Origin of the sequence: Reinekea blandensis MED297 (assembly GCF_000153185.1) — a bacterium.
GTDB classification, from domain to species: Bacteria; Pseudomonadota; Gammaproteobacteria; order Pseudomonadales; family Natronospirillaceae; genus Reinekea; species Reinekea blandensis.
On sequence record NZ_CH724149.1, the window covers coordinates 200,001 to 221,133 of the forward strand.

Genomic DNA, 21,133 nt, shown 5'->3' on the forward strand with positions numbered 1-21,133 from the left:
AGAAGCATGCTGGAGGTATCAGAAGTGCGAATGCTGACATGAGTAACGATAATGCGGGTGAAAAACCCGCACGCCGAAAGATCAAGGGTTCCTGTCCAACGTTAATCGGGGCAGGGTGAGTCGGCCCCTAAGGCGAGGCTGAGAAGCGTAGTCGATGGGAAACCGGTTAATATTCCGGTACTTCAATACAGTGCGAAGGGGGGACGGAGAAGGCTAGGTTAGCCACGCGTTGGTTGTCGTGGTTCAAGCTTGTAGGCTGAAGAATTAGGTAAATCCGGTTCTTCGTAAGGCTGAGAGGTGATGACGGTGGTTCTACGGAGCCCGAAGTAATTGATGCCCTGCTTCCAGGAAAAGCCTCTAAGCTCCAGCTGTATTGGAACCGTACTCTAAACCGACACAGGTGATCAGGTAGAGAATACCAAGGCGCTTGAGAGAACTCGGGTGAAGGAACTAGGCAAAATGGTGCCGTAACTTCGGGAGAAGGCACGCCGGCCTTGGTGATGGGACTTGCTCCTTAAGCTGAGGCTGGTCGAAGATACCAGGCCCCTGCGACTGTTTACTTAAAACACAGCACTCTGCTAACACGAAAGTGGACGTATAGGGTGTGACACCTGCCCGGTGCCGGAAGGTTAATTGATGGGGTTAGCGTAAGCGAAGCTCTTGATCGAAGCCCCGGTAAACGGCGGCCGTAACTATAACGGTCCTAAGGTAGCGAAATTCCTTGTCGGGTAAGTTCCGACCTGCACGAATGGTGTAACGATGGGGGCGCTGTCTCCACCCGAGACTCAGTGAAATTGAAATCGCTGTTAAGATGCAGTGTATCCGCGGCTAGACGGAAAGACCCCGTGAACCTTTACTATAGCTTCACACTGGACTTTGAATGTATTTGTGTAGGATAGGTGGGAGGCTTTGAAGCAGTGACGCCAGTTGCTGTGGAGCCAACCTTGAAATACCACCCTGATACCTTTGAGGTTCTAACGCGGGCCCCTATACGGGGTTGCGGACCGTGTGTGGTGGGTAGTTTGACTGGGGCGGTCTCCTCCCAAAGAGTAACGGAGGAGCACGAAGGTTGGCTAATCCTGGTCGGAAATCAGGAGGTTAGTGTAATGGCACAAGCCAGCTTGACTGCGAGACAGACAAGTCGAGCAGGTACGAAAGTAGGTCATAGTGATCCGGTGGTTCTGTATGGAAGGGCCATCGCTCAACGGATAAAAGGTACTCCGGGGATAACAGGCTGATACCGCCCAAGAGTTCACATCGACGGCGGTGTTTGGCACCTCGATGTCGGCTCATCACATCCTGGGGCTGAAGCCGGTCCCAAGGGTATGGCTGTTCGCCATTTAAAGTGGTACGCGAGCTGGGTTTAGAACGTCGTGAGACAGTTCGGTCCCTATCTGCCGTGGACGTTGGAAAATTGAGAAGAGCTGCTCCTAGTACGAGAGGACCGGAGTGGACGAACCTCTGGTGTTCGGGTTGTCATGCCAATGGCATTGCCCGGTAGCTACGTTCGGACGGGATAACCGCTGAAAGCATCTAAGCGGGAAGCCCCCTTCAAGATAAGTTTTCCCTGAGACTTCGAGTCTCCTAAAGGGCCCAGTAAGACTAACTGGTTGATAGGCAGGGTGTGTAAGCGTTGTGAGGCGTTGAGCTAACCTGTACTAATTGCCCGTGAGGCTTGGCCATATAACGCCCAAGGTGTTTATGTGCGCAAGGTTGTGCGAAGAAAGATATTGGATACGAGGCTGAGAAAGCCAAGAGTTGGTACCCGGAAGGGCTGCAGTGAAGAAGCGAAAGCAAAGAGAACTTTATTAGTAAACGAATTGGGGCATGAGCTAACACGTACCAGCTGATGCAATCCCAGCCAGTTTGCTTGACGACCATAGAGCGTTGGACCCACCTGATTCCATACCGAACTCAGCCGTGAAACGACGCATCGCCGATGGTAGTGTGGGGCTTCCCCATGTGAGAGTAGGTCATCGTCAGGCTCCCAAACCGAACCCCAGCAAGGCGACTTGCTGGGGTTTTTTATGGCCTGCGGGAAAGGTGAGCGGTCTGTAAGAGCCTGCCGGCAGGCGATCGCTTAGCAATCGCGCCTGAATAGGATCGCGAGCAGGCTCGCTCCGACACCGAGCATTGGTTAAGGTGGCGCGTCCTTCCCTTGACCCGGCTTAAAGCCGCCTCATGCTGATCGCTTGCAGCTATTCGCTGAAGGCTCCTTCTCGCATCCCGCAGCCCCTACCCAAACATCATGCTGTAGGGGCGTTCTAATTGCTCTTTCAGGGCAGAGAGCGAGATATGTCGGCTTTCACGTATCATTTCTGACTGCTCGAAGAACACCAGCAAAGTCGGAACGGTAAATACCTGGTTCTGAGCCGCGAGTTCGGGAGATTGTTCTGCATCGATGTAATAGAACGGAATGTTGGGGAACTGCTCTTTGAACAGACTGAGTAATTTCGGCTTCAGTGCATGACAGACACCGCACTGAGGCTGAGAGAAATATAACGCACAGGCAGGATGGGACACGATCGCTTCGTTGAGCGCTTCCAGTTGTGTTAAGACCTGTTCGGTCATGTGCAACTCCTCCCATTAACCGTTACTTTTTAACTGCAATACCCAACTGTGCTTTGAGCTCGGCAAAGGTTTTTTCTTTCACTTCCTGCTCAAGCTCGACCGGTGCTGAATCCGGGATCAGGTTGGATGTATCCAGCGGGACTTGGCTGACCGAGGGTGTTTCTTCTTTAACTAAGAAGGCGCTGAGATAATCCAGTGCTTCGATCGAGCCCTGAATGGACTCTTCGTCGCCGTCCCAAGCTTCAATGCGCTTTTCAAGCTTATCGACAACTTCCTGTATCTGTTCAGTGCTGGGCTGTTTAGAATCAACCCATTGCTTGGCACTTTCAGCGGACGTAGACATGCAGACTCCTGTAACTCTGTTAGATGATGACTCCGGTCTCGTTAAATTGTATCCGGAATGGTTGCGCAATTCAGAGGCATTTTACCAGTATTGTCGGCAGAATCTGGATTGGCAAAGCCGCACCATACGACTGTTCGGCAAAGCCCACGTGATCCCCAGGCTGGAATGCTGGTTGGGTGATCCAGGGTTGAGGTATGGCTACAGTGGGCAGGAGTATGTTGCGTCAGGTTGGCCGGAAGGCTTTAAGTCGTTGCTGGACAGATTTCAGTCTCAGCATGATTTTGCTCCGAATGGTGCCCTGATGAATTACTATCGTTCCGGCGCCGATACCATGGGTTGGCACGCGGATGATGAACCTGAACTGGGCTTAAATCCAACCATTGCCATCTTATCTCTGGGTGGTGCGCGGGATTTTCATTTCCGGCAACACAAAGACCACAGTCAGAAATTAAAACTGCGCTTGCCTGAAGGCAGTCTTTTACTGATGTCCGGCGCCGTGCAGCACCATTGGCAACATGCCTTACCCAAACGAGCTCAAGCCCGCCCGAGAATCAGTTGTACGTTTCGACGGATAGTGGCGTGAAAACTTCGCTTACAGACCAGCAGCAATCTCGTCCGCATCCCGGTAGAGATCGGACATCTTGTCAAAAATTGCATTTTTAATGCTGTCTTTTTCGAACTCGGAACGAGAGTCCAGATCTGCCAGTTTGATGCGATGCAGATGCAGGCAGGGAGTTTCGGAGTTGAATTCGCGCAGATCGCCCTTAATCAGAATTGGCAGAAACGGATCGTTGTCTCCGCCGGTTCGAACCATCTTTTTCAGCGCGTGGCGAATGGGCAGTGGGACGGGTTTAACCGATTGATTTTTATATTTCACAATGACGTATAATCCCTTCTTCTTGATTAACGCCCCGGGGACGATAAACAGGCCGGTATCTCTAACGGCATTAGCTGTGACATTGTGAAAGGTATCGTGAAACGCGTATGGATTGGGCAGAACGACCATTTTTCCGTTCTCAGACGATGGAAAGTTGATGCTGTAATTGGTGTAAACCTGTTCAACCGACGGAGAATAAACACACAGGCGCGACTCAAACCGACTGACAAAACTTTTTGCCAGATCACGCTGGTTGAAGTTGTCGAGACTCCAGACCAGGTCGTTGTTGGTTTGCGAGGGCTGTTGCGCGGCCGTCATGCAATCGCTCCTGAATACGCTTCGGTTAATTAATATAGCGCCTTAGTGGTGCTACCGCCGAGTTTTTGATGAAATTGCCGTTGATAATGTGAAGTGGTCATCACAGTGAATGCTGTTAGACGAAGACATCCGTCAAATGTTTGGCATTCATCGTCTAAGATAAGACAATCGACTAGGATTGTCGATGAATTAAACGCTGTATAGGTTATACGAGAGGAACGCATGTCAGATGTTGTTAAAAACCTGATTGAGCTGCTTAAGCTTGAATCCATTGGTCAGAACCGCTATCGCGGTCATTCACAGGATCTTGGTTACGCTAAGTTATTCGGGGGGCAGGTGATCGGCCAGGCGTTGTCCGCTGCCGCACAAAGCCAGGAGCATCGGCATCCACATTCCCTGCACAGTTACTTTATCCGTCCGGGTGATGCGCAAAACCCCATTGAGTTCGAAGTCGAGAACATTCGAGATGGGCGCTCATTCAGTGTTCGACGGGTGATTGCCAGTCAGTTCGGTAAGCCGATTCTGGCGATGACGGCATCGTTTCAGGTTGAGGAAGACGGCATGGAACACCAGGTGGCTATGCCGAATGTGCCGGGACCCGAAAATCTCGAACCTGAGTTAAAACTGTTTCGTGATCATGCCAATGAGATTCCAGAACGCGTACGCAGCCAGTTCACCGCCGAACGACCCATTGAATACCGGATTGTCGAAGCACAGAACCCCTTCCGCCCACGCCACGGCATTGCTAAACGACACATGTGGATTCGCTCGGCGGCGCCGCTGCCGGATGATCCGCTGGTTCACCAATCGATGCTGGCCTATACGACCGACTACGGGTTTCTGGAAACCGCGCTGATGCCGCATGGTATTTCCATTGCGCAGCCCGGTTTGCAGATCGCTAGTCTGGACCACGCGATCTGGTTCCATCGGCCGTTCCGTTTGGACAACTGGTTGCTTTATGTTGCCGATAGTCCGACTGCCGGCAGCGCACGCGGGTTCGTGCGGGGGCAGATCTTTGATCAGGAAGGGCGCCTCGTGGCCAGCACCACGCAGGAAGGCTTGATCCGCTATAAAGGCAAGCCCGATGCGTAATGTCACGCTGGCGATCACCGGTGCGTCCGGAGCCCCTTACGCCACCCGGTTACTCCAGGTACTGCTGGATCAGGAAGTGCATGTCCACCTGTTGATTTCAAAAGCGGCGCAGATGGTGTTCGCCTATGAGGAAAATCAACCCTGGCCATCGGGTCACGATCGCATCGCACAGCATGTTCGTGACACTCTCTCATCGAAGGGGACACTCAGTGTTTACGGGAAGGAAGATTGGACGAGCCCTGTCGCCAGCGGTTCAGGTGCACCTGATACCATGATTGTGTGCCCTTGCTCGACTGGGACACTGGCGAGTATTGCGACCGGCCAATGCGATAATCTGATTGAGCGTGGCGCGGATGTGGTTTTGAAGGAGACCGGCACACTGATTCTGGTCGTCCGTGAAACACCGCTCAGCGAGATTCATTTGCAGAATATGCTGACCGTTAAACGTGCCGGTGCGGTGGTCATGCCGGCCGCGCCCGGTTTTTATCATCAACCTGAGTCCATCAACGATTTGGTCGACTTCATGGTGGCTCGTATTCTCAAAGCAGCCGGCTTTGAGCAGACGCTGCTCAACCCCTGGGGGGCGTCGAAGGCCTGACTATATTGGCGACGGCCTGGACTCTGGCTGAGTTCATCGCCTCGCCAATGGCTTTTCCGGTCAGCCCATCATCGATAAAAGGCTGCGCTGTAACGTCTATACAGGCCTCCAGGCACGCTTTTAACACATCCCCCTGTGGATAGTCGGTTTGTTCAAAACCCGAACGCCCTCGAGCATCAGCCTGACAGGCGAGCACAAAGTTTTCGACCGTTTCTGGTTGGCGAAAAGCATTCAAGTCACCAAGCAGCTTAACGATGGTGCTGGGTTTCAACTCATCGATACGATGGCAATGGGTATGATAGCGAGCGACTTTTTCAGTCAGATCGGCCACCTGTTTTGGCCAGCGATACTTTTTCGCCAAGCCCGGTATCAGGTCTGCCCCAAGCGATTCATGCCCACGATGTGACGGCCAATGAGCGGATGGTGTCAGGCCCTTGCCCAGATCGTGACAGAGGCTCGCGAACAGCGTGGCAACCTGATTGGTCTGTTTTCTTGCGGTATCCAGAGCTTTGAGTACGTGAATCCCGGTATCAATTTCCGGATGCCAGCGCATCGGCTGCGGCACGCCAAATAATCGGTCCAGCTCCGGAAACACCACCTTCAGAGCGCCACATTGGCGTAATATATTGAAAAACGTACTGGGCGTGGCTTCGGTCAGGGCTTTGGATAGCTCTGTCCAGACGCGTTCAGGGGTTAGATAGGCTAACTCTCCGCTGGTTACCATCGAGTGCATTAACTGCAAAGTTTCGTCCGCGACGGTAAAACCCAGATGATCGTAACGAGCGGCAAACCGTGCGACTCGCAGCACCCGTAAAGGGTCTTCCCGAAACGCCTCGGTGACGTGACGTAGTTTTTTCTGTTCCAGATCCTGCAGCCCCTGATACGGATCGAACAGTTCGCCGTTTTCGGCCTGTGCCATAGCATTAATGGTCAGGTCCCGACGGGCCAGATCGTCTTCGAGGGTGACATCCGGGTCGAAGTGGACGTTAAACCCACTGTAACCGTGGCCCGACTTTCGTTCGGTTCGGGCCAGCGCGTACTCTTCGTGCGTCTGGGGGTGCAGGAAGACCGGGAAGTCGGCACCCACCTGTTTATAACCTAAATCGAGCAACTGCTGCGGACGGGCCCCGACGACAACCCAATCGCGGTCTTTGACCGGCAGGTTGAGGTATTGGTCGCGTACGGCACCGCCGACGAGATAGATATTCATAGAGAAACCAGAACGGACAATGTGGTGGCTAGTATAAAGCAAAAAACGCCCCGGAGCGGGGCGTTTGCAAGGTCAGTTGTTGATCGAGTTGAGGATCAGAAGTTGACTGAAAACTGAACCGATGCGCCAGCGTCTTGAATAATGGTCGTCCAGTCATCAAACGACGCTGGCTTCGCCCACGCGCTGATGTCCAGGCCGGTACCAAATGGTGTCAGGCCGATGCCACCGGTCAATACGTGGCTGTCCTCGACGCTCAGGTTGTTGCGGTAGCCAACACGCAGGGCTGCATGTCCCCACGCATTCACTTCTGCACCCAAGCCCAGATAACGGGTTGGTACGCCGTACTTGAGCGGTTTGTTTTCGGTGAGGTCGAGATCCAATGCCAGTTTAGTGAACTTGGTTTCGTGTGCACCCCCGATACGGAGTTTCGGACGGATCAATAACTCGGTTCCTGAATCGCTTTCCAACGTCCATGGGATCAGGTCTTTCACGGCGAGACCTGCGCGGGCACGACCGTAGAAATCCCAGGTTTTGGCGACACCCACATCAAGGTTCACGCGATATAGCATGGTGGTGTTTTCGGTTAGGTAACCAACAGGGTCAGAGCTGGCGGAATCCAGCTCGTCTTCGTAGGTACTAAAAGCGATGGTTTTTTCAAAAACATTAATGGATTGAAACTTCGGTGTCACACCAACGGCAACTTCTTCTCCCTGTATCACGAACTTTCTCGCGACTGTAACTCCGACTTCGCTGATGTTTGCACCAACGATATCAATTTCAGATTGTGGGTCTTCAATAGTTCCTATGGTGATCTCACCATTTGTGATGGTACCGTTAGCGCCGTTATAAGTTTGAAGGTTTGTCTGTGCTGTTTGCACATCCGTGGCGGCGTCTTCGACAGCTTGTCGACGAACCTCAAGTTCGTCAGTCCATACGCTATATGCGGCTGGATCGTCTTCAGGGTTTGGCCGGTCATTGAAATGCGCTGTTAATTCTGCATTGGCATCTGCCAGATCACTAACGGCGGTGGTCAAGGCTGTTGATTCTGCCGTAAAACCGGTTAAGTCTGCTGACAGATTAATGACAGGATCTAAATCTTCAGAAGCAATTCGGAATGAAGTACCCACGGTAGACGATGTAGATAAACTTAATGCCATACCAAGACGTTCGCTCGGAATTGCGACATTAAGTAAGTCGATGCCTAATCCCAACTGAACCGGCTTGTCGGTAAATCCTTCGAGGTCATTCTGTGCTGATGTTGCAGTGCCATTCAGGTTAGACATCTGAACGTTGACTGTGGTCGTGTCGGAGTCGAGTGTATCCGCGTTAGTACTTAAACTTGCAGAGGCCGTATTCAGGTCGTCGATTGCAGCTTGTGCCTGAGCTTCCGTTGTAGCATTTTCCAGATCAGTAACGGCTTGTTGAATTTGCTCAAGATCACCGCCAGCTCCGGCAATGGCATCTAGCGTCGGAGTGATGTTGGTTACAGCATCTTGTAACGCTGTTGCATCTACAGTCTGGAATTGATCCCAGGTTCCACCTTCATCGGTGAAGGCTGAAGCGCTGTCGATAAAGCCATTAGAGTCATCAACAAAAAACTTAATCGCGGGCAACGTCAATCCAAAATCGACATTATCCGGATAGTCGGCCAACAGGCCTGGGTTAAACTGAAACGCATTCTGTGGCGAAGCCGAGGCAACCCCGGTGTTGCCCATTGCGCTCGATTCAGCGTCGTTTCCGGTAAAGGGTGTTGCCATGGCTGTGCCGGCGAGTGAGACCGCACAAAAGAGTAAAGATTTTTTCATCATTCTCGGCTCAATAATTTGGTGAAAGACTCAATAAGCGTAGCGCGACTGGTTCAGCTCGCCACTTTGATGTGCGTATCCTGAGACCGCTCATCGGCTTGGTTCACCCCAGTCTAGCCAATAATGTGATGTAAATCACATTTCTGTGCTGATTTTCTGTACTTTCGGCGTTTTTTTGACAGATCCAACGAACGTAAAAATCTTCGCTATTCTGCTAAGGCTTTTTACGGCAGGGCCGATACACGAACTAAGTAGACGGAACAGCCGCATCACTGTGGAGTGAATTATGACGAGCCGACATTTGATAATCATGGCATTGGCTGTGGTGTTAACCAGCAGCTGCAGTATCTGGCCTTTTAACAGCAAGTCCAAAAAGGTCGATGAAATTGTGACTCAGGTCCAGCAGATTAATGAAAAGCTGCCACCGATGGAGCCCATGGTTTTGCGTGCCACCGGTTATGGCGCGATTAACCCGACCACGCGTGGTCTGACCGAAGTGCAGCGACGCCTGTTGGCCATGCGGGCTTCCAAGCTCGATGCCTACCGGACCTTAGCGGAGCGAGTCTACGGGACGCAGATTATCGGTAATTCGACGGTAGAGAACCTGGTGGTGCAGAGCGATCAGTACCGTACCTTTGTCGATGCTCATATTCTGGGTGCCAAAATTGTCTATCAGGAAGTCATGGCCGATGGCAGTTATGAAACCATGGTGGAAATGGTGATCGATGAAGGCTTCCGAAACTGTCTGGCCAATCAGGGACCGGGCAAGCGTAACGACACCTGTGCCTCCGACATGGTGCACGACCTCGATGCGGTGACCCGCAGCAATCTCTCGGCACAGGGTGTTGAGTCCACCGGTTCCGGACTGTACTTCATCGAGTAATATCCGACGGAATAATCAGGAGACAGGCTATGTTCAGCAGCTTATTCAGAGCGGCCGGGGTGACCGTTGTTCTCTTTCTGGCCGGCTTCGCCTTGGCCGATACCGATTCACTGGTGCCGATCGAAGCAGAAGGGGTGGCGCCAGTTGAGTACAACGATGAAAACAGCGCCCGTGTGCGTGCCATGCGCAATGCGGTGCAGAATGCGTCGGTTCAGGTCAGTGCCAACGTGCACAGTACTCAGGTGATGGAAAATGGCAATCTCACCGTGGATTATCTTCGGGTGAACTCGTCGGCGCGCGTGACCGACATTCAGGTGTTGTCCGAAGGTCGTGATGGTGACCTCTATCGTGTGCGTATTCTGGCCAAAGTCTCCCCGAATCAAATCTGCGCCAATGTCATGAGTAATCATTACCGGAAATCGGTGGCCATTACCGGGTTTTCGATGGAGCATCCGGAACATGCGACCTTGGGGCATTTAGGTTCGGTTGACCGCTCATTGGCCGCTTTAATGGTCAATGATCTGAACGGTCGGCAGGGATTACGGGCGCTCAGCGCAAACTACATGACGCTGTACCCGAACACACCCAGTGCCCCAACACAGATTTCGCCACGTATGACGCTGACGCGTGCAGTCAGCGCAGCGAAAGACCTGGGGGTTCAGTTTGTGGTCTCCGGTGTGATTCGTGATATGGCGATGGAAAACCCGGACGCACCGCGTGCCAGTGGATGGGATAAATGGCTGAAGAAAGTTGGCATTACCAAAGCCAAACGGACTCGTCATTTTGTCTTCGATGTGTTTGTTCACGATGGCTATTCGGGTGCCCTGGTGTTCCAAAGCCGCTATCGCACCTATGGGCTCTGGAATGAAAAGAACAACGCCCGTGTTGGTTTTGGAACCGCGAAATACTTTTCGACCGATTACGGTCAGGAAGTGCGTCAGTTAATTGATCAGGCGGTTTCCGATATCCAACAGACGGTACAGTGTCAGCCCTTTATGGCGACCATTGCACAAGTCAGTGATAACCGGATTTTTGTCTCCGCCGGTGCCGAAGCCGGATTACGCCCTGGCGATTTTCTGTCGGTGTATCGTACGTCGCAGAAGTTTGACCGACAGGGAGATTCGTTCTGGCAGATCATTGATACCCGCTTAGTGGCCGAAGTGAAACAGGTACAGCCTTATTACGCGGTGGCCGAAATGGCGGTGGGTACGCAGCGGTTGAATTTGCAGATGGACGATCTGGTGATGGCCTGGTAGCCCGTTCAGATCGGTCGGCGCCTTGCGTGCGTAAACTCCCGATGCGGGATTTTGCGCACTTTGCCGTCGGTGTCGCAGGTGTAGCGGAGGTTACGGTCCATATCCATCAGTGTCAGATGGTTTCCCCAGACGTAACCGGTGTCCAACCCGATAACTTCTTCCCAATCTGTTTTTCCCATCAGTGCCGCCCAATGTCCGAAGATGATGCGGTGCTTGCGTTTTACCGGCCAGTCAAACCAAGGACGCATGCCGGGAGGATGATTGGTGACGGACGATTTGAATTTGAAATCCAACGTGCCGTCTTGCTCACAAAAACGCATACGCGTGAACGCATTGACGATGTATCGCAGGCGGTCATGCCCGGTCAGGTCGTCGTGCCAGGTTTTAGGTTCATTTCCGTACATGGCTTTAAAAAAGGCCCGTCGGGTGGCTTTGTCGGCAAGTGCGGCGTGTACTTCATCGGCCAGTTTACGCGCCTGTTTGTCGCTCCACACAGGTGGTAAGCCGGCATGCGTCATGATCAGGTGTCGTTCTTTATCCCGAACCAGCAGTGGCTGACGAGCCAACCAATCGAACAGGTCATCCGCATCGGGGTAAGATAAGAGTTGCCGAATGTCGGCGTCTTTGGTTTTCAATCCAAGATCGTGAATCGCCAATGCGTGCAGATCGTGATTACCCAGCACAGTCGTTGCGGCGTCGCCCAGATCCCGAACAAAGCGCAGACAACCGATGGAGTCAGGCCCCCGGTTGATCAGATCACCCGCCAGCCAGAGATGATCCTGATCGGGATCAAACCGAACTTTCTTTAACAGAATCTGCAGCGGTTCCAAGCAACCCTGGAGATCTCCGACGGCGTATAGGGTCATTTCTGGACAGAATCCACGTAGTTAGCAATACGGACAAAGTCATCAATCGGCAAGGTTTCTGCGCGCGCACCCGGTTGAATACCTAAGGCTTCAAAACCGTCGCCATCGAGAAGATCTTTGAGGTTGTTCTTCAGCGTTTTGCGTCGCTGTGCAAAACTGGCTTTGACTACCTTGGCAAACAGTTCATAGTTGGTGGCTTCCCGTTTTGGCGCTTTGCGTGGGGTCAGCCGGACGATGGCAGACTCGACTTTCGGTGCGGGTGAAAACGCACCCGGCGGCACGGTAAACAGGTAACGCGCTTCGCAGTGATACTGCATCATAATGCCCAATCTTCCGTAAGCGTTGTCGCCCGGAGCGGCGCACAGTCGCTGCACAACTTCTTTCTGCAGCATGAAATGCATGTCTTTTATGACATCGGAATAGCTGAGCAGATGAAACATCAGCGGCGTGGAAATGTTGTATGGCAGATTGCCGACAAGCCTGAGCGGGCGATCGTCCGTGGCCAGCGAGCCGAAATCAAATTGCAGGGCATCGGCTTCGTGAATGGTCAGGCCCTCGTATCGGAAGAACTGAGCACGCAGCATGGGAATGAGGTCCCGATCCAGTTCGACCACATCCAGATGACCGTCCGTTGCTTCCAGCAAGGGTTCGGTAATGGCGCCTCGACCGGGACCGATTTCCACCATGTGTTGGTCGGGCTTCGGCATGATACTGCCGACGATGCGGTCAATGATGTTCTGATCGTGCAGGAAGTTTTGACCAAAACGTTTACGGGCTTTATGCATGTGTCTGTTCTCGTGTTGTTGCCATGGACCAGGCGGTATCCAATGCCACTTTCAGGGAGCCGGTGTCGGCACGTCCGGTGGCAGCCAGATCCAGAGCCGTGCCGTGATCAACGGACGTGCGAATGAATGGCAACCCCAGAGTGATGTTCACAGCATTGCCGAATCCTTTGTACTTTAAAACCGGCAGTCCCTGATCATGATACATCGCCAGCACGGCATCGGCTGTATCCAGGTAATGCGGTTGAAAGAGTGTGTCTGCTGGCAGCGGACCGCGCGTGGGGATGCCCTCATCGGCCAGGCTTGCCAATGCGGGCTGAATGATGTCTATTTCTTCACGGCCCAGATGCCCGTCTTCGCCAGCGTGTGGATTCAGACCGGTAACAAGAATAGACGGCGCCGGGCACCCAAAGTCTTTGATCAGGGCATGATGCAGGATGCGGGTGACCCGCTTTAAAAGATCGCCGGTGATGGCGCCGCTGACGTCTTTTAATGGTAAGTGTGTGGTCACCAGGGCTACGCGCAGGCCTTCGGTGGCCAGCATCATGACAACGTCGTCAGTGTTACTTCGATCACGCAGGTATTCGGTATGGCCGGTGAAGGCCAAGCCGGAGTCATTGATGACGCCTTTGTGTACCGGACCGGTGACCAGTGCAGATGCCTGACCACTCAGGCACAAATCGATGGCCTTATCGAGCGTTCGAATCACATAGGCGCCGTTCGCAGGGTTCAGTTGCGACGGCGTAACCGGCGTTTCGAGTGTCACGGGCAAAATCGGCAGGTAACCCGGCGCGTGAGTCGGTTGTTCAAAAAAACTGTCATCGATCACTTCACAACGGACCTTAACACCGAGCATAGCAGCCCGTTGAGTCATCAGGTCCGGATCGGCGATGGCGACTAACGGCGGATGCTGTCCGGTCGCAACCGTTTGCAACAGAATGTCCGGACCGATCCCGGCCGGTTCACCGGGTGTGACGACTAAGACCGGCATCAGAGGCGGATCTCCACGAACGATTCTGCGCGCAGCTCGGATTGCCACCGCTGCAGCGCTTCACTGTAGCGTTGTTGAGACAGCTGATTGCGGATCTGGTTGCGCAGAACGTCGGTACCGACGTCTCGGGTGCGCTGACCTTCGACCCGCAGGAAGTGAAACCCGTAAGGTGAGCGGAAGACATCCGACAGTTCACCTTCCTCGGTGCTACGGGCGGCATCACGAAAGCTTTCGACGTAGTTGTCCAAAGTGGCCCAGCCCAGTTCACCGCCACGTCCGCGGCTGCCATTGTCCTGAGAGTATTCATCGGCCAGTTCAGCCATGCTTTCGCCGTTAAGTACCCGCTGGCGTAAGTCTTCGGCCAGCGCTTGTGCGGACTCAGCATTGAACAGCTGATCGGTTTTAATCAGGATGTGGCGCAACTGATATTCTTCAATGTTCACACTGGCGGCTTCGGTTTTATCGGCCAGCTGGGCCAAATGCAGAACGCCATCGCGTGGCAGCAGAACCGCTTCATTTTCTTCCAGCACCGGGACTAATGTACGAAAAATACTGGGAATCTGATCGAGCGTGCGCATACCGAGATCCCGGCTGTCGGGCGAGTCGAGCAGGGATTCTCCGCTGTTCAGTCGGTCCACCAAAGCGTCAGCTTCGGCCTGCTGATCAACATCGAAGCGTTTGTAATACAGCTGATACTCGGTTTCCTGCAATGACTGGCCAGATTGGCTTTTCAGAAAGCGTTCGACTTCGGCGTCGGAAATGAAAATCTGGCGACCGACAATCTGCTGTTGCAGTTCGTTGAGGGTGATTTCACGGCGAATCTGTTCGCGAAAATCACTGACGCTCTGGCCGGAGCTTTGCACGGCGGCGAGTAACTGATCGAGTGTCATGTTTTGACGCGACGCAATGGATTGAATGGCGGCGTTTACTTGCTGTTCCGGGATAACCAGATTACCACGCTCGGCCAGTTGCATCTGCAGTGATTCCAGAATCATGGCATCCAGAACCTGTCGGGTCAGGACATCATCGGTCGGTAGAACATTCGGATTGCTTCGATATTGCTGGCGGACGGCTTCCACGCGTTGGGCCAGCTGCAGCTCGGTAATGACGTCATCATTGGCGACGGCGGCAATCCGGTCCAGGGTTTGTGCGTAAGTCAGCGTGCTCATCAGCAATGACGTTGCCAATAAAGCGGATTTAAACCAGGTCTGCATCTGCATCTGTTTCCATATTATCGTGAATTAAACAGTCGACCGGCATAACCGAAATCCAGTCGCTCAAGAATGTTTTCAATGGTACCTGCACCGGCACCGATGCCCTTAAGGGTGACTTCAAAATACGGCGCGATGGTGGATTGTTCCAGAAACACCGGGGCGCCGTCTTCGTCTTCGGCGGCTGAAGTTTCCAGCAACGCAAAACGAATGTTCCAACAGCAACTGTCAATGTCAATCCCCGCGAGTAATTGTGTGGGTTGATAATCCCGCCATTCGGGCTGATCGTCACGGGTGGCGAGCTCGCCATAGCCGATCAGCGCGACATTCTGACGGATCGGGAAATAGGCGCCAGCGGACAACGCATGGTAATCGTCGGTTTTCTCCCAATGAGCATTGGCAAACACGCGTTCGCTGGGGCGGAAATCGAGGTTCAGATCGAAGCGGTTGAAGGTGGTCTGCTCATGATCGAGATCGCCGCTGGCGGACAACGTTAGTCTGTCTGAGGGTTTCACCTCCGCGCCCATCACCCAGGGGCTGTATTCTGTCTGCCAGTTAGAGTCGATGGCGTCCACACCGGTCAGCGTTAAACGCTCCTGCGACAGCTTCAGACCTTTGCGCAGGCTGGTACTGAACGCCGGGTAAGACTGGCCGATGGGTGATACTTCATAAGCAAGCTGGGTGGACAGGCGGTTCAGATCGCCCACGCGGTCGACCGAGGTGAAGCGGCTTCGGCTGAACAGGGTGAAGTTGTCTTCGGCTTCGGCATCCAGAATCGGTCCATTCTGTTCGATGAACGGGCTGTAAGCCCAGTAAATTCTTGGTTTGACGCGATGCTCAACCGATTGCGACTGCCAGGGCAGGGTCGCGCTGAGATCCAGACTCGAGCGCCAGCTGGCCTGATGCAGTGAGTTTTCACCATAGGTGTCAGCGACGTTCAGGTCCGTCTCGTTGTCGCGTCGATAAAACGCATACAGTCCTTCAACCGTGGGGGTCAGTTTGACGGGCCCGGCTTGTAAGGGGTAGGTCAGGCGGGTGTTGGTGTCGGTCCGCTGGGTTTCAGTGGCCAGGGTTCGCTCGGAGCCGGCCAATGCGTTGATTTGTTCGTCGCTCAGATCCCGGCGGAAGCGACTGTACTGACCGGTTTGGTTCAGTTGCAGATTGCCCAGAATCGCTCCGGGTGCCCAGCCAAGGGTGATTTGCGGCTGTCGGATCAGTTCGTAGGACGCTGGAGCCACGGTCAGACCTTCGTGTGCCCAATGATTCTCCTGCAAAATGGACAGTGAGTAGACCGACTGTTTGACGGAGAACCGGCTCTGCAGTTCATCGAATAGTTTGCTGCTGTCGGACACTGGCGTCAGGTAGGTCACTCCGGCCTTGCTGGTGGCCTGACCGGTTTTGGCGGTTAAGTTCACCGCCGTCCGGTTGTACTCGATTTCTTTGTTGGCACCGGGGGTGATCTCAACGTCGTAATCTTTATGGCTGACCCATCGGGTTTGCAAATCGTAGCCTAACCAATCGGTGAGTTCGCCGGACTGGCGATGCTCAAATGCGTAGTCACGCGTGTCTCGATCCAAGTCCTGGCTATCCGGTTCGGTCAGTGACACTCCCAGGTTGGTGATGCCGTTGTGATGTTCTGTCAGAAAACGGAACTCGGTATGCCCGTATAAGCCCTGTTGACCGACATAGTTGGCTGCCAGGGTTGCGTCATAATTCGGGGCCAGGTGCAGGTAATATTCCTGGTAATAACCGCTGCCAAAGGTTGGAATGAGGAAACCGGTACGGGCCTGATCATTCAGTGGAAAAGAGACGTAAGGCAGATACAGAACCGGAATGTTCTGAACTTCCACTCGGGAGTGCCAGGCCCGGGCGATCTGCTCTTCATTGTCGATGTCCAGACGTGCGGCGCGGATGCGCCAGGCGTTGGAACTGGGTGCACAGCGGGTAAAGGCGATGTCATTGGCGCGAAAGCGCCGCTCCGATTGACGCTCAATTGAGTCGGCCTGACCATGCAGATCCTGCTCGGCCAGCACAAACTCGGCTCGTTTTAATTGAGCGTAATAGCCTTCTATGCTGATTTCAGCCTCGTCACTGCTGAAGGCAACACCGGGCAGGCGAAAATTGACTTCACCAGAAAGAGTGCTGATTCCGTCCGGCTGGTAGTTAACGGCATTGGCTTCGGAAGCGAGGTTTGGACCCTGAATGACGACATGACCATTCAGCGTGGCACTGCGATCCTGGTTGAACTGCCCTTGGTCGAAGCGAAAATGCTGTTCCGGGTTGGTTTCCGCCTGCAATGGCATGGCAATGAAACCGCCCGGGCAATAGGGCGCAACGCCCTGTTTTTCGGATTCCGGCAATGCGCTCCAGGGTTGCCAGTCAGACACGACAACGGACTCGGCCAGTGCCTGACTGAGCAGAGAAAAACCGATAACGGTGATGGCAAGATAGTGGCGCACAGGCAGCTTGGAACTCACGATGAATCAGAGCCGCGCATGATACCGAATTTAGCGCGGTCGTTCACGGCTTACCGCCGTCCCCGGGCATTCTTTCAACATGCCTCAACATCAGGGCTTGTGCACGCGCTGTGTGGCTGCTGGTCTCGTTTGGTCTGGTTGTGTGAGTGGCGTTAGCTGTCTTGTCGGTCGGTAAACCGTTAGTAAAAAAGCAATGATCAGGGTAATCTGCACACTGTTTATGACCCCTCAGGGCGTGGAAGTTGATTGGATGGTGGGTAAGACAGCATGAAAAACTGGACCGGTAAAATTCTGGGTGGCGCGATCGGGCTCTATGCAGGAGGGCCGGTGGGGTTGGCTTTGGGCGTATTACTGGGCAATGCCTTTGATCGTACACAGGCCCGGCGGGATCTGAACGAGGCCGGTTCTTCCAGCAATGGCATTCTGCAGACCACCTTCTTTCAAGCCACCTTCACGGTTATGGGAAAAATCGCCAAGGCGGACGGCCGGGTCAGTGAGCAGGAAATTGAGCTGGCTCGGCACATCATGGCGCGTATGGCGCTCGATGAAGCTCAGCGACTGGAAGCCATGCGGCTGTTTAATGAAGGCAAGTCGCCTGATTTTTCCGTGGAAGCGGTGTTGACCGATCTGGCTGAGGTGATTGGGCGCCGGGTGACGTTGGCACAGATTTTCCTTGAGGTTCAGCTGCAAGCGGCCTACGCCGATGGACAGCTCACCGTCAATGAAAAGGATGTACTGCATACCATTGCCACTCACCTGGGCATTAACCGGGTGCAGTTTGAGATCATTCACCAGCGCATCCGCGCACAGATGCATTTTTCGCAACAGCAGCAGCGTGCGGGTGTTAACGCCGACCGAGAGGCACTGACAGAGTGTTATCAGGTGTTGGGGGTTGAATCGACCGTGTCCGATGCAGAGTTGAAAAAAGCCTATAGACGGCTGATGAATCAGCACCATCCCGACAAGCTGGTGGCGCGGGGGCTGCCGCCGGAGATGATGGCCATTGCCAAGGAAAAAACGCAGGACATTCAGAAAGCTTACGAACAGATACGCAATGCCCGACGCGCTGGGTGAGTGATGACTGCCATTCTTGAATAACGTCATTGCCTCGGGGCAGATGACTCTGTTTTTTGCCCAGCCTGCCAAACAACCTATCCACTTAGATGAGATCAGTCTCGATCTTGCCATCAAACGGACCTGATCAAGTCGTTTTAATGGTTCTTGCTCAGGAATCATTCGCTTGCGGGCCTGGAAAAGTCCGGCCATCAGAGCCATCAGCCAAAAAACATTAACCTCCCATAGGCAACACCTTCATCAGCGCTGTGTCCCGGCACGGGAATTGATCTGAGTGCGTAAAATACGTTAGAACCAATAATATTATTGGTATACAATTGGTATTAAATAAGCGTTTAAATAACAATACCAATTAGAGGCAGATGCGATCATGCGATTCGGCTACTTCGACAACGACAACCGCGAATACGTTATAACCCGGCCGGATACGCCGGCACCATGGACGAACTACCTGGGGACGGAAAAGTTTGCCACCGTCATTTCAAACCATGCCGGGGGATATTCGTTCTATAACTCACCCGAGTACAACCGGGTCACTAAGTTCCGACCGAACTTCACCTTTGACCGGCCCGGGCATTACGTGTATCTGCGGGATGATGACTCTGGCGACTACTGGTCAATCTCCTGGCAGCCGGTCGCAAAAAGCCTGGATGAGGCTGAGTATGTGGTTCGTCATGGCCTCTCGTATTCCAAGTTCGAGTGCGATTACGATCGGATCAAGGCCGAAAAAACACTGTTTGTACCCAAAGGCGAAGATCTGCAGATTTGGGACGTGCGAATCCGCAACAACGATGACCGTCCGCGTCGGATTTCTGCTTTTTCCTATGTGGAGTTTTCGTTCAGTCACATTGCCTCGGATAACCAGAATCATCAGATGAGTCTGTACTCTTCCGGTACGTCTTATGAAGACGGCGTGATCGAGTATGACCTCTATTACAACACCGATGAATACGAAGGTTGGTATTACCTGGCTTCCAGTTTCGATCCTGATAGCTATGACGGGTCGCGCGATAATTTTCTCGGTGCTTATCGTGATGAGTCCAATCCGCTTGCCGTAGAGCAAGGGCAGTGCAGCAACACCGCCAAAACCTGTTACAACCAGTGTGGTTCCTTGCACAAAGCGTTTGAGCTGCAGCCGGGTGAAGAGGTTCGGTTTGTTCTTGTGTTGGGACTGGGTAAAGGCAAAGGGCAGGAAAAGCGTGCGAAATACCAGGATTTTGCCAATGTGGATGCGGCATTCGCCGATATCAAATCGCATTGGGACGATCGGTTGTCCCGTTTTCAGGTGAGCTCTCCGCACTCTGAACTCGATGCCATGACCAACATCTGGACGCTGTATCAGGCTGAAACCTGCGTCGTCTGGTCACGCTTTGCCTCCTTTATTGAAGTGGGCGGCCGAACCGGTTTGGGCTATCGCGATACTGCACAGGATGCCATGGCGGTACCGCACACCAATGCCCCGATGACCCGAAAACGCATTGTTGATCTGCTGCGTGGTCAGGTGCAGGCGGGATATGGACTGCATTTGTTTGACCCGGATTGGTTTGATCCGGAAAAAGAGGACGTGGCACCGTCCAAATCCCCTACGGTGGTACCCACCCCCAGCGATGATGACAAGATTCACGGCATTGAAGACACCTGTTCGGACGATGCTCTCTGGCTGGTACCGACGATCTGCCGTTATGTGCAGGAAACCGGCGATACGGCCTTCTTTGATGAAGTGATCACTTACGCCGACGGCGGCGAAGGCACCGTGTATGAGCACATGACCCGGGTGTTGGATTTCTCAGCCAAGTACATCGGGCAAAGCGGTATCTGTCTGGGCCTGCGCGCAGACTGGAACGACTGTCTGAACCTGGGTGGTGGTGAGTCTGCATTGGTGTCCTTCCTGCACCTCTGGGCTTGTGAAGCCTTTGTTGAAGCCGCGCAACATTTGGGTCGTCTCGATGATGCTGACACCTATCAAGCCATGGCCGATCGGGTGAAAGATGCGTGCGAAACGCAGCTCTGGGATGGTGACTGGTACCTTCGCGGCATTACCAAACACGGCGACAAAGTGGGCACTCACACACAAGACGAAGGCAAGGTGCATCTGGAGTCGAATACCTGGGCCGTGATTTCCGGGGCAGCGTCGCAGGAGCGTGCCGTGAAGGCGATGGACTCGGTCGATACCTGGCTGGCCTCCGACTATGGCCTGCATCTGAATGCCCCTTCGTTTGCCACGCCGAATGATGACATCGGCTTTGTGACCCGGGTGTATCAGGGCGTGAAAGAAAACGGCGCGATCTTCTCGCATCCAAACCCCTGGGCTTGGGTGGCCGAAGCAAAACTGGGCCGCGGTGACCGCGCCATGAAGTTCATTGATGGGTTGCTGCCGGCCAATTACAACGATCTGGCCGATAAGCGCGTAGCTGAGCCTTACTCCTATTGTCAGTTTGTGATGGGACGGGATCACGAGGACTTCGGTCGCGCGAACCATCCTTGGCTGACCGGGTCGGCCGGCTGGGCTTACGTGGCGACGACCAACTACATCTATGGTGTCCGGCCGGGTTTCAATGGTCTGACAGTCGATCCGTGCATCCCGCCCGAATGGGATGGCTTTTCTGTCCGACGGGAATGGCGTGACGCGGTCTACCAGATTGAGGTTAAAAACCCGAACCATGTCAGCAAAGGCGTGATCCGCATTGAGCTGAACGGCGAGGTGATAAACGGCGAGATTCCGGTACAACCGGCCGGCTCGGAAAACAACGTTGTGGTCACGTTAGGGTAATCGGGAGCA

General features: G+C 53.7%; 17 protein-coding genes and 2 rRNA genes (1 of these 19 running past the window's edge). 9 read left to right on the plus strand and 10 right to left on the minus strand.

All coding sequences use genetic code 11. The features are described 5' to 3' along the window. Together MED297_RS01020 and rrf are read left to right on the plus strand one after the other, a co-directional pair. Positions 1 to 1,683: ribosomal RNA gene (locus MED297_RS01020) — 23S ribosomal RNA — on the plus strand; it begins 1,208 nt to the left of the window's first position. A gap of 186 nt (positions 1,684 to 1,869) precedes the next feature. Continuing rightward, positions 1,870 to 1,985, plus strand: a 5S ribosomal RNA gene (rrf, locus tag MED297_RS01025). Between the two features lie 250 nt (positions 1,986 to 2,235). On the opposite strand, the gene MED297_RS01030 is transcribed toward rrf, so the two are convergent. Together MED297_RS01030 and MED297_RS22265 are read right to left on the minus strand one after the other, a co-directional pair. Then, positions 2,236 to 2,571 (minus strand): thioredoxin family protein, encoded by a 336-nt coding sequence (locus MED297_RS01030; protein ID WP_008041550.1) that lies wholly within the window; start codon positions 2,569 to 2,571, stop codon positions 2,236 to 2,238. 22 nt (positions 2,572 to 2,593) lie between these two features. Beyond that, positions 2,594 to 2,914 carry a hypothetical protein gene (locus MED297_RS22265; RefSeq protein WP_008041552.1) on the minus strand — a complete coding sequence of 107 codons (321 nt, stop codon included), beginning with the start codon at positions 2,912 to 2,914 and terminating at the stop codon, positions 2,594 to 2,596. Between MED297_RS22265 and MED297_RS01040 the strand changes: the two genes are divergently transcribed. After that, a complete protein-coding gene (locus tag MED297_RS01040; protein WP_008041553.1) occupies positions 2,913 to 3,497 on the plus strand; it encodes an alpha-ketoglutarate-dependent dioxygenase AlkB family protein in 585 nt (194 codons plus the stop codon). The genes MED297_RS22265 and MED297_RS01040 overlap by 2 nt on opposite strands. Positions 3,498 to 3,506: 9 nt before the next feature. Here MED297_RS01040 and MED297_RS01045 read toward each other — a convergent pair whose 3' ends face one another. Further along, positions 3,507 to 4,109, minus strand: a complete 603-nt coding sequence (locus MED297_RS01045; protein WP_008041555.1) for a hypothetical protein — start codon at positions 4,107 to 4,109, stop codon at positions 3,507 to 3,509. Between the two features lie 222 nt (positions 4,110 to 4,331). Here MED297_RS01045 and MED297_RS01050 point away from each other — a divergent pair, with 222 nt between their 5' ends. Together MED297_RS01050 and MED297_RS01055 are read left to right on the plus strand one after the other, a co-directional pair. After that, positions 4,332 to 5,201 carry an acyl-CoA thioesterase gene (locus MED297_RS01050; RefSeq protein ID WP_008041556.1) on the plus strand — a complete coding sequence of 290 codons (870 nt, stop codon included), beginning with the start codon at positions 4,332 to 4,334 and terminating at the stop codon, positions 5,199 to 5,201. Next, the gene (locus MED297_RS01055; protein WP_008041557.1) at positions 5,194 to 5,799 is read left to right on the plus strand and encodes a flavin prenyltransferase UbiX; all 606 of its coding nucleotides are present in this window, start codon (positions 5,194 to 5,196) and stop codon (positions 5,797 to 5,799) included. The genes MED297_RS01050 and MED297_RS01055 overlap by 8 nt, the downstream gene beginning before the upstream one ends. Here MED297_RS01055 and MED297_RS01060 read toward each other — a convergent pair. After that, the gene (locus MED297_RS01060; protein WP_008041558.1) at positions 5,771 to 7,009 is read right to left on the minus strand and encodes a multifunctional CCA addition/repair protein; all 1,239 of its coding nucleotides are present in this window, start codon (positions 7,007 to 7,009) and stop codon (positions 5,771 to 5,773) included. The genes MED297_RS01055 and MED297_RS01060 overlap by 29 nt on opposite strands. A gap of 95 nt (positions 7,010 to 7,104) precedes the next feature. After that, entirely contained in the window at positions 7,105 to 8,661 is a 1,557-nt protein-coding gene (traF, locus tag MED297_RS01065) for a conjugal transfer protein TraF (protein WP_161599254.1), read from the minus strand. 439 nt (positions 8,662 to 9,100) lie between these two features. Here traF and MED297_RS01070 point away from each other — a divergent pair, with 439 nt between their 5' ends. Together MED297_RS01070 and MED297_RS01075 are read left to right on the plus strand one after the other, a co-directional pair. Then, positions 9,101 to 9,697 (plus strand): LPP20 family lipoprotein, encoded by a 597-nt coding sequence (locus tag MED297_RS01070; protein ID WP_050762840.1) that lies wholly within the window; start codon positions 9,101 to 9,103, stop codon positions 9,695 to 9,697. A gap of 29 nt (positions 9,698 to 9,726) precedes the next feature. Next, on the plus strand, positions 9,727 to 10,953 hold the full coding sequence (locus MED297_RS01075) for a flagellar assembly protein T N-terminal domain-containing protein (protein WP_008041562.1): 1,227 nt from the start codon (positions 9,727 to 9,729) through the stop codon (positions 10,951 to 10,953). 5 nt (positions 10,954 to 10,958) lie between these two features. On the opposite strand, the gene MED297_RS01080 is transcribed toward MED297_RS01075, so the two are convergent. The 5 genes from MED297_RS01080 to MED297_RS01100 are packed head-to-tail and all read right to left on the minus strand — an operon-like array spanning position 10,959 to position 17,280. Beyond that, complete coding sequence (locus MED297_RS01080) at positions 10,959 to 11,819, minus strand: symmetrical bis(5'-nucleosyl)-tetraphosphatase (protein ID WP_008041563.1); 861 nt, start codon at positions 11,817 to 11,819, stop codon at positions 10,959 to 10,961. Next, on the minus strand, positions 11,816 to 12,604 hold the full coding sequence (gene rsmA / locus MED297_RS01085; protein WP_008041564.1) for a 16S rRNA (adenine(1518)-N(6)/adenine(1519)-N(6))-dimethyltransferase RsmA: 789 nt from the start codon (positions 12,602 to 12,604) through the stop codon (positions 11,816 to 11,818). The genes MED297_RS01080 and rsmA overlap by 4 nt, the downstream gene beginning before the upstream one ends. After that, a complete protein-coding gene (pdxA, locus tag MED297_RS01090) occupies positions 12,597 to 13,592 on the minus strand; it encodes a 4-hydroxythreonine-4-phosphate dehydrogenase PdxA (protein ID WP_008041566.1) in 996 nt (331 codons plus the stop codon). The genes rsmA and pdxA overlap by 8 nt, the downstream gene beginning before the upstream one ends. Continuing rightward, entirely contained in the window at positions 13,592 to 14,812 is a 1,221-nt protein-coding gene (locus tag MED297_RS01095) for a peptidylprolyl isomerase (protein ID WP_040556369.1), read from the minus strand. Before MED297_RS01095 ends, pdxA begins: the two co-directional genes overlap by 1 nt. 11 nt (positions 14,813 to 14,823) lie before the next feature. Further along, the gene (locus MED297_RS01100) at positions 14,824 to 17,280 is read right to left on the minus strand and encodes an LPS-assembly protein LptD (RefSeq protein WP_008041570.1); all 2,457 of its coding nucleotides are present in this window, start codon (positions 17,278 to 17,280) and stop codon (positions 14,824 to 14,826) included. 267 nt (positions 17,281 to 17,547) lie between these two features. Here MED297_RS01100 and djlA point away from each other — a divergent pair, with 267 nt between their 5' ends. Together djlA and MED297_RS01120 are read left to right on the plus strand one after the other, a co-directional pair. After that, positions 17,548 to 18,354 carry a co-chaperone DjlA gene (gene djlA, locus MED297_RS01115; RefSeq protein ID WP_008041572.1) on the plus strand — a complete coding sequence of 269 codons (807 nt, stop codon included), beginning with the start codon at positions 17,548 to 17,550 and terminating at the stop codon, positions 18,352 to 18,354. A gap of 370 nt (positions 18,355 to 18,724) precedes the next feature. Continuing rightward, positions 18,725 to 21,124, plus strand: coding sequence for a glycoside hydrolase family 94 protein (locus MED297_RS01120; protein WP_008041574.1), 2,400 nt, complete (start codon positions 18,725 to 18,727; stop codon positions 21,122 to 21,124). Positions 21,125 to 21,133: the final 9 nt, after the last annotated feature.

Excerpts from the sequence above, each read along its gene's own strand:
- MED297_RS01120 (WP_008041574.1), top strand. The coding sequence starts at position 18,725 with ATGCGATTCGGCTACTTCGACAACGACAACCGCGAATACGTTATAACC.
- MED297_RS01050 (WP_008041556.1), top strand. The coding sequence starts at position 4,332 with ATGTCAGATGTTGTTAAAAACCTGATTGAGCTGCTTAAGCTTGAATCC.
- rsmA (WP_008041564.1), bottom strand. The coding sequence starts at position 12,604 with ATGCATAAAGCCCGTAAACGTTTTGGTCAAAACTTCCTGCACGATCAG.
- djlA (WP_008041572.1), top strand. The coding sequence starts at position 17,548 with ATGAAAAACTGGACCGGTAAAATTCTGGGTGGCGCGATCGGGCTCTAT.
- MED297_RS01095 (WP_040556369.1), bottom strand. The coding sequence starts at position 14,812 with ATGCAGATGCAGACCTGGTTTAAATCCGCTTTATTGGCAACGTCATTG.
- MED297_RS01030 (WP_008041550.1), bottom strand. The coding sequence starts at position 2,571 with ATGACCGAACAGGTCTTAACACAACTGGAAGCGCTCAACGAAGCGATC.
- MED297_RS01080 (WP_008041563.1), bottom strand. The coding sequence starts at position 11,819 with ATGACCCTATACGCCGTCGGAGATCTCCAGGGTTGCTTGGAACCGCTG.
- MED297_RS01070 (WP_050762840.1), top strand. The coding sequence starts at position 9,101 with ATGACGAGCCGACATTTGATAATCATGGCATTGGCTGTGGTGTTAACC.
- MED297_RS01075 (WP_008041562.1), top strand. The coding sequence starts at position 9,727 with ATGTTCAGCAGCTTATTCAGAGCGGCCGGGGTGACCGTTGTTCTCTTT.
- MED297_RS22265 (WP_008041552.1), bottom strand. The coding sequence starts at position 2,914 with ATGTCTACGTCCGCTGAAAGTGCCAAGCAATGGGTTGATTCTAAACAG.
- MED297_RS01040 (WP_008041553.1), top strand. The coding sequence starts at position 2,913 with ATGCAGACTCCTGTAACTCTGTTAGATGATGACTCCGGTCTCGTTAAA.
- pdxA (WP_008041566.1), bottom strand. The coding sequence starts at position 13,592 with ATGCCGGTCTTAGTCGTCACACCCGGTGAACCGGCCGGGATCGGTCCG.
- MED297_RS01055 (WP_008041557.1), top strand. The coding sequence starts at position 5,194 with ATGCGTAATGTCACGCTGGCGATCACCGGTGCGTCCGGAGCCCCTTAC.
- MED297_RS01045 (WP_008041555.1), bottom strand. The coding sequence starts at position 4,109 with ATGACGGCCGCGCAACAGCCCTCGCAAACCAACAACGACCTGGTCTGG.
- MED297_RS01060 (WP_008041558.1), bottom strand. The coding sequence starts at position 7,009 with ATGAATATCTATCTCGTCGGCGGTGCCGTACGCGACCAATACCTCAAC.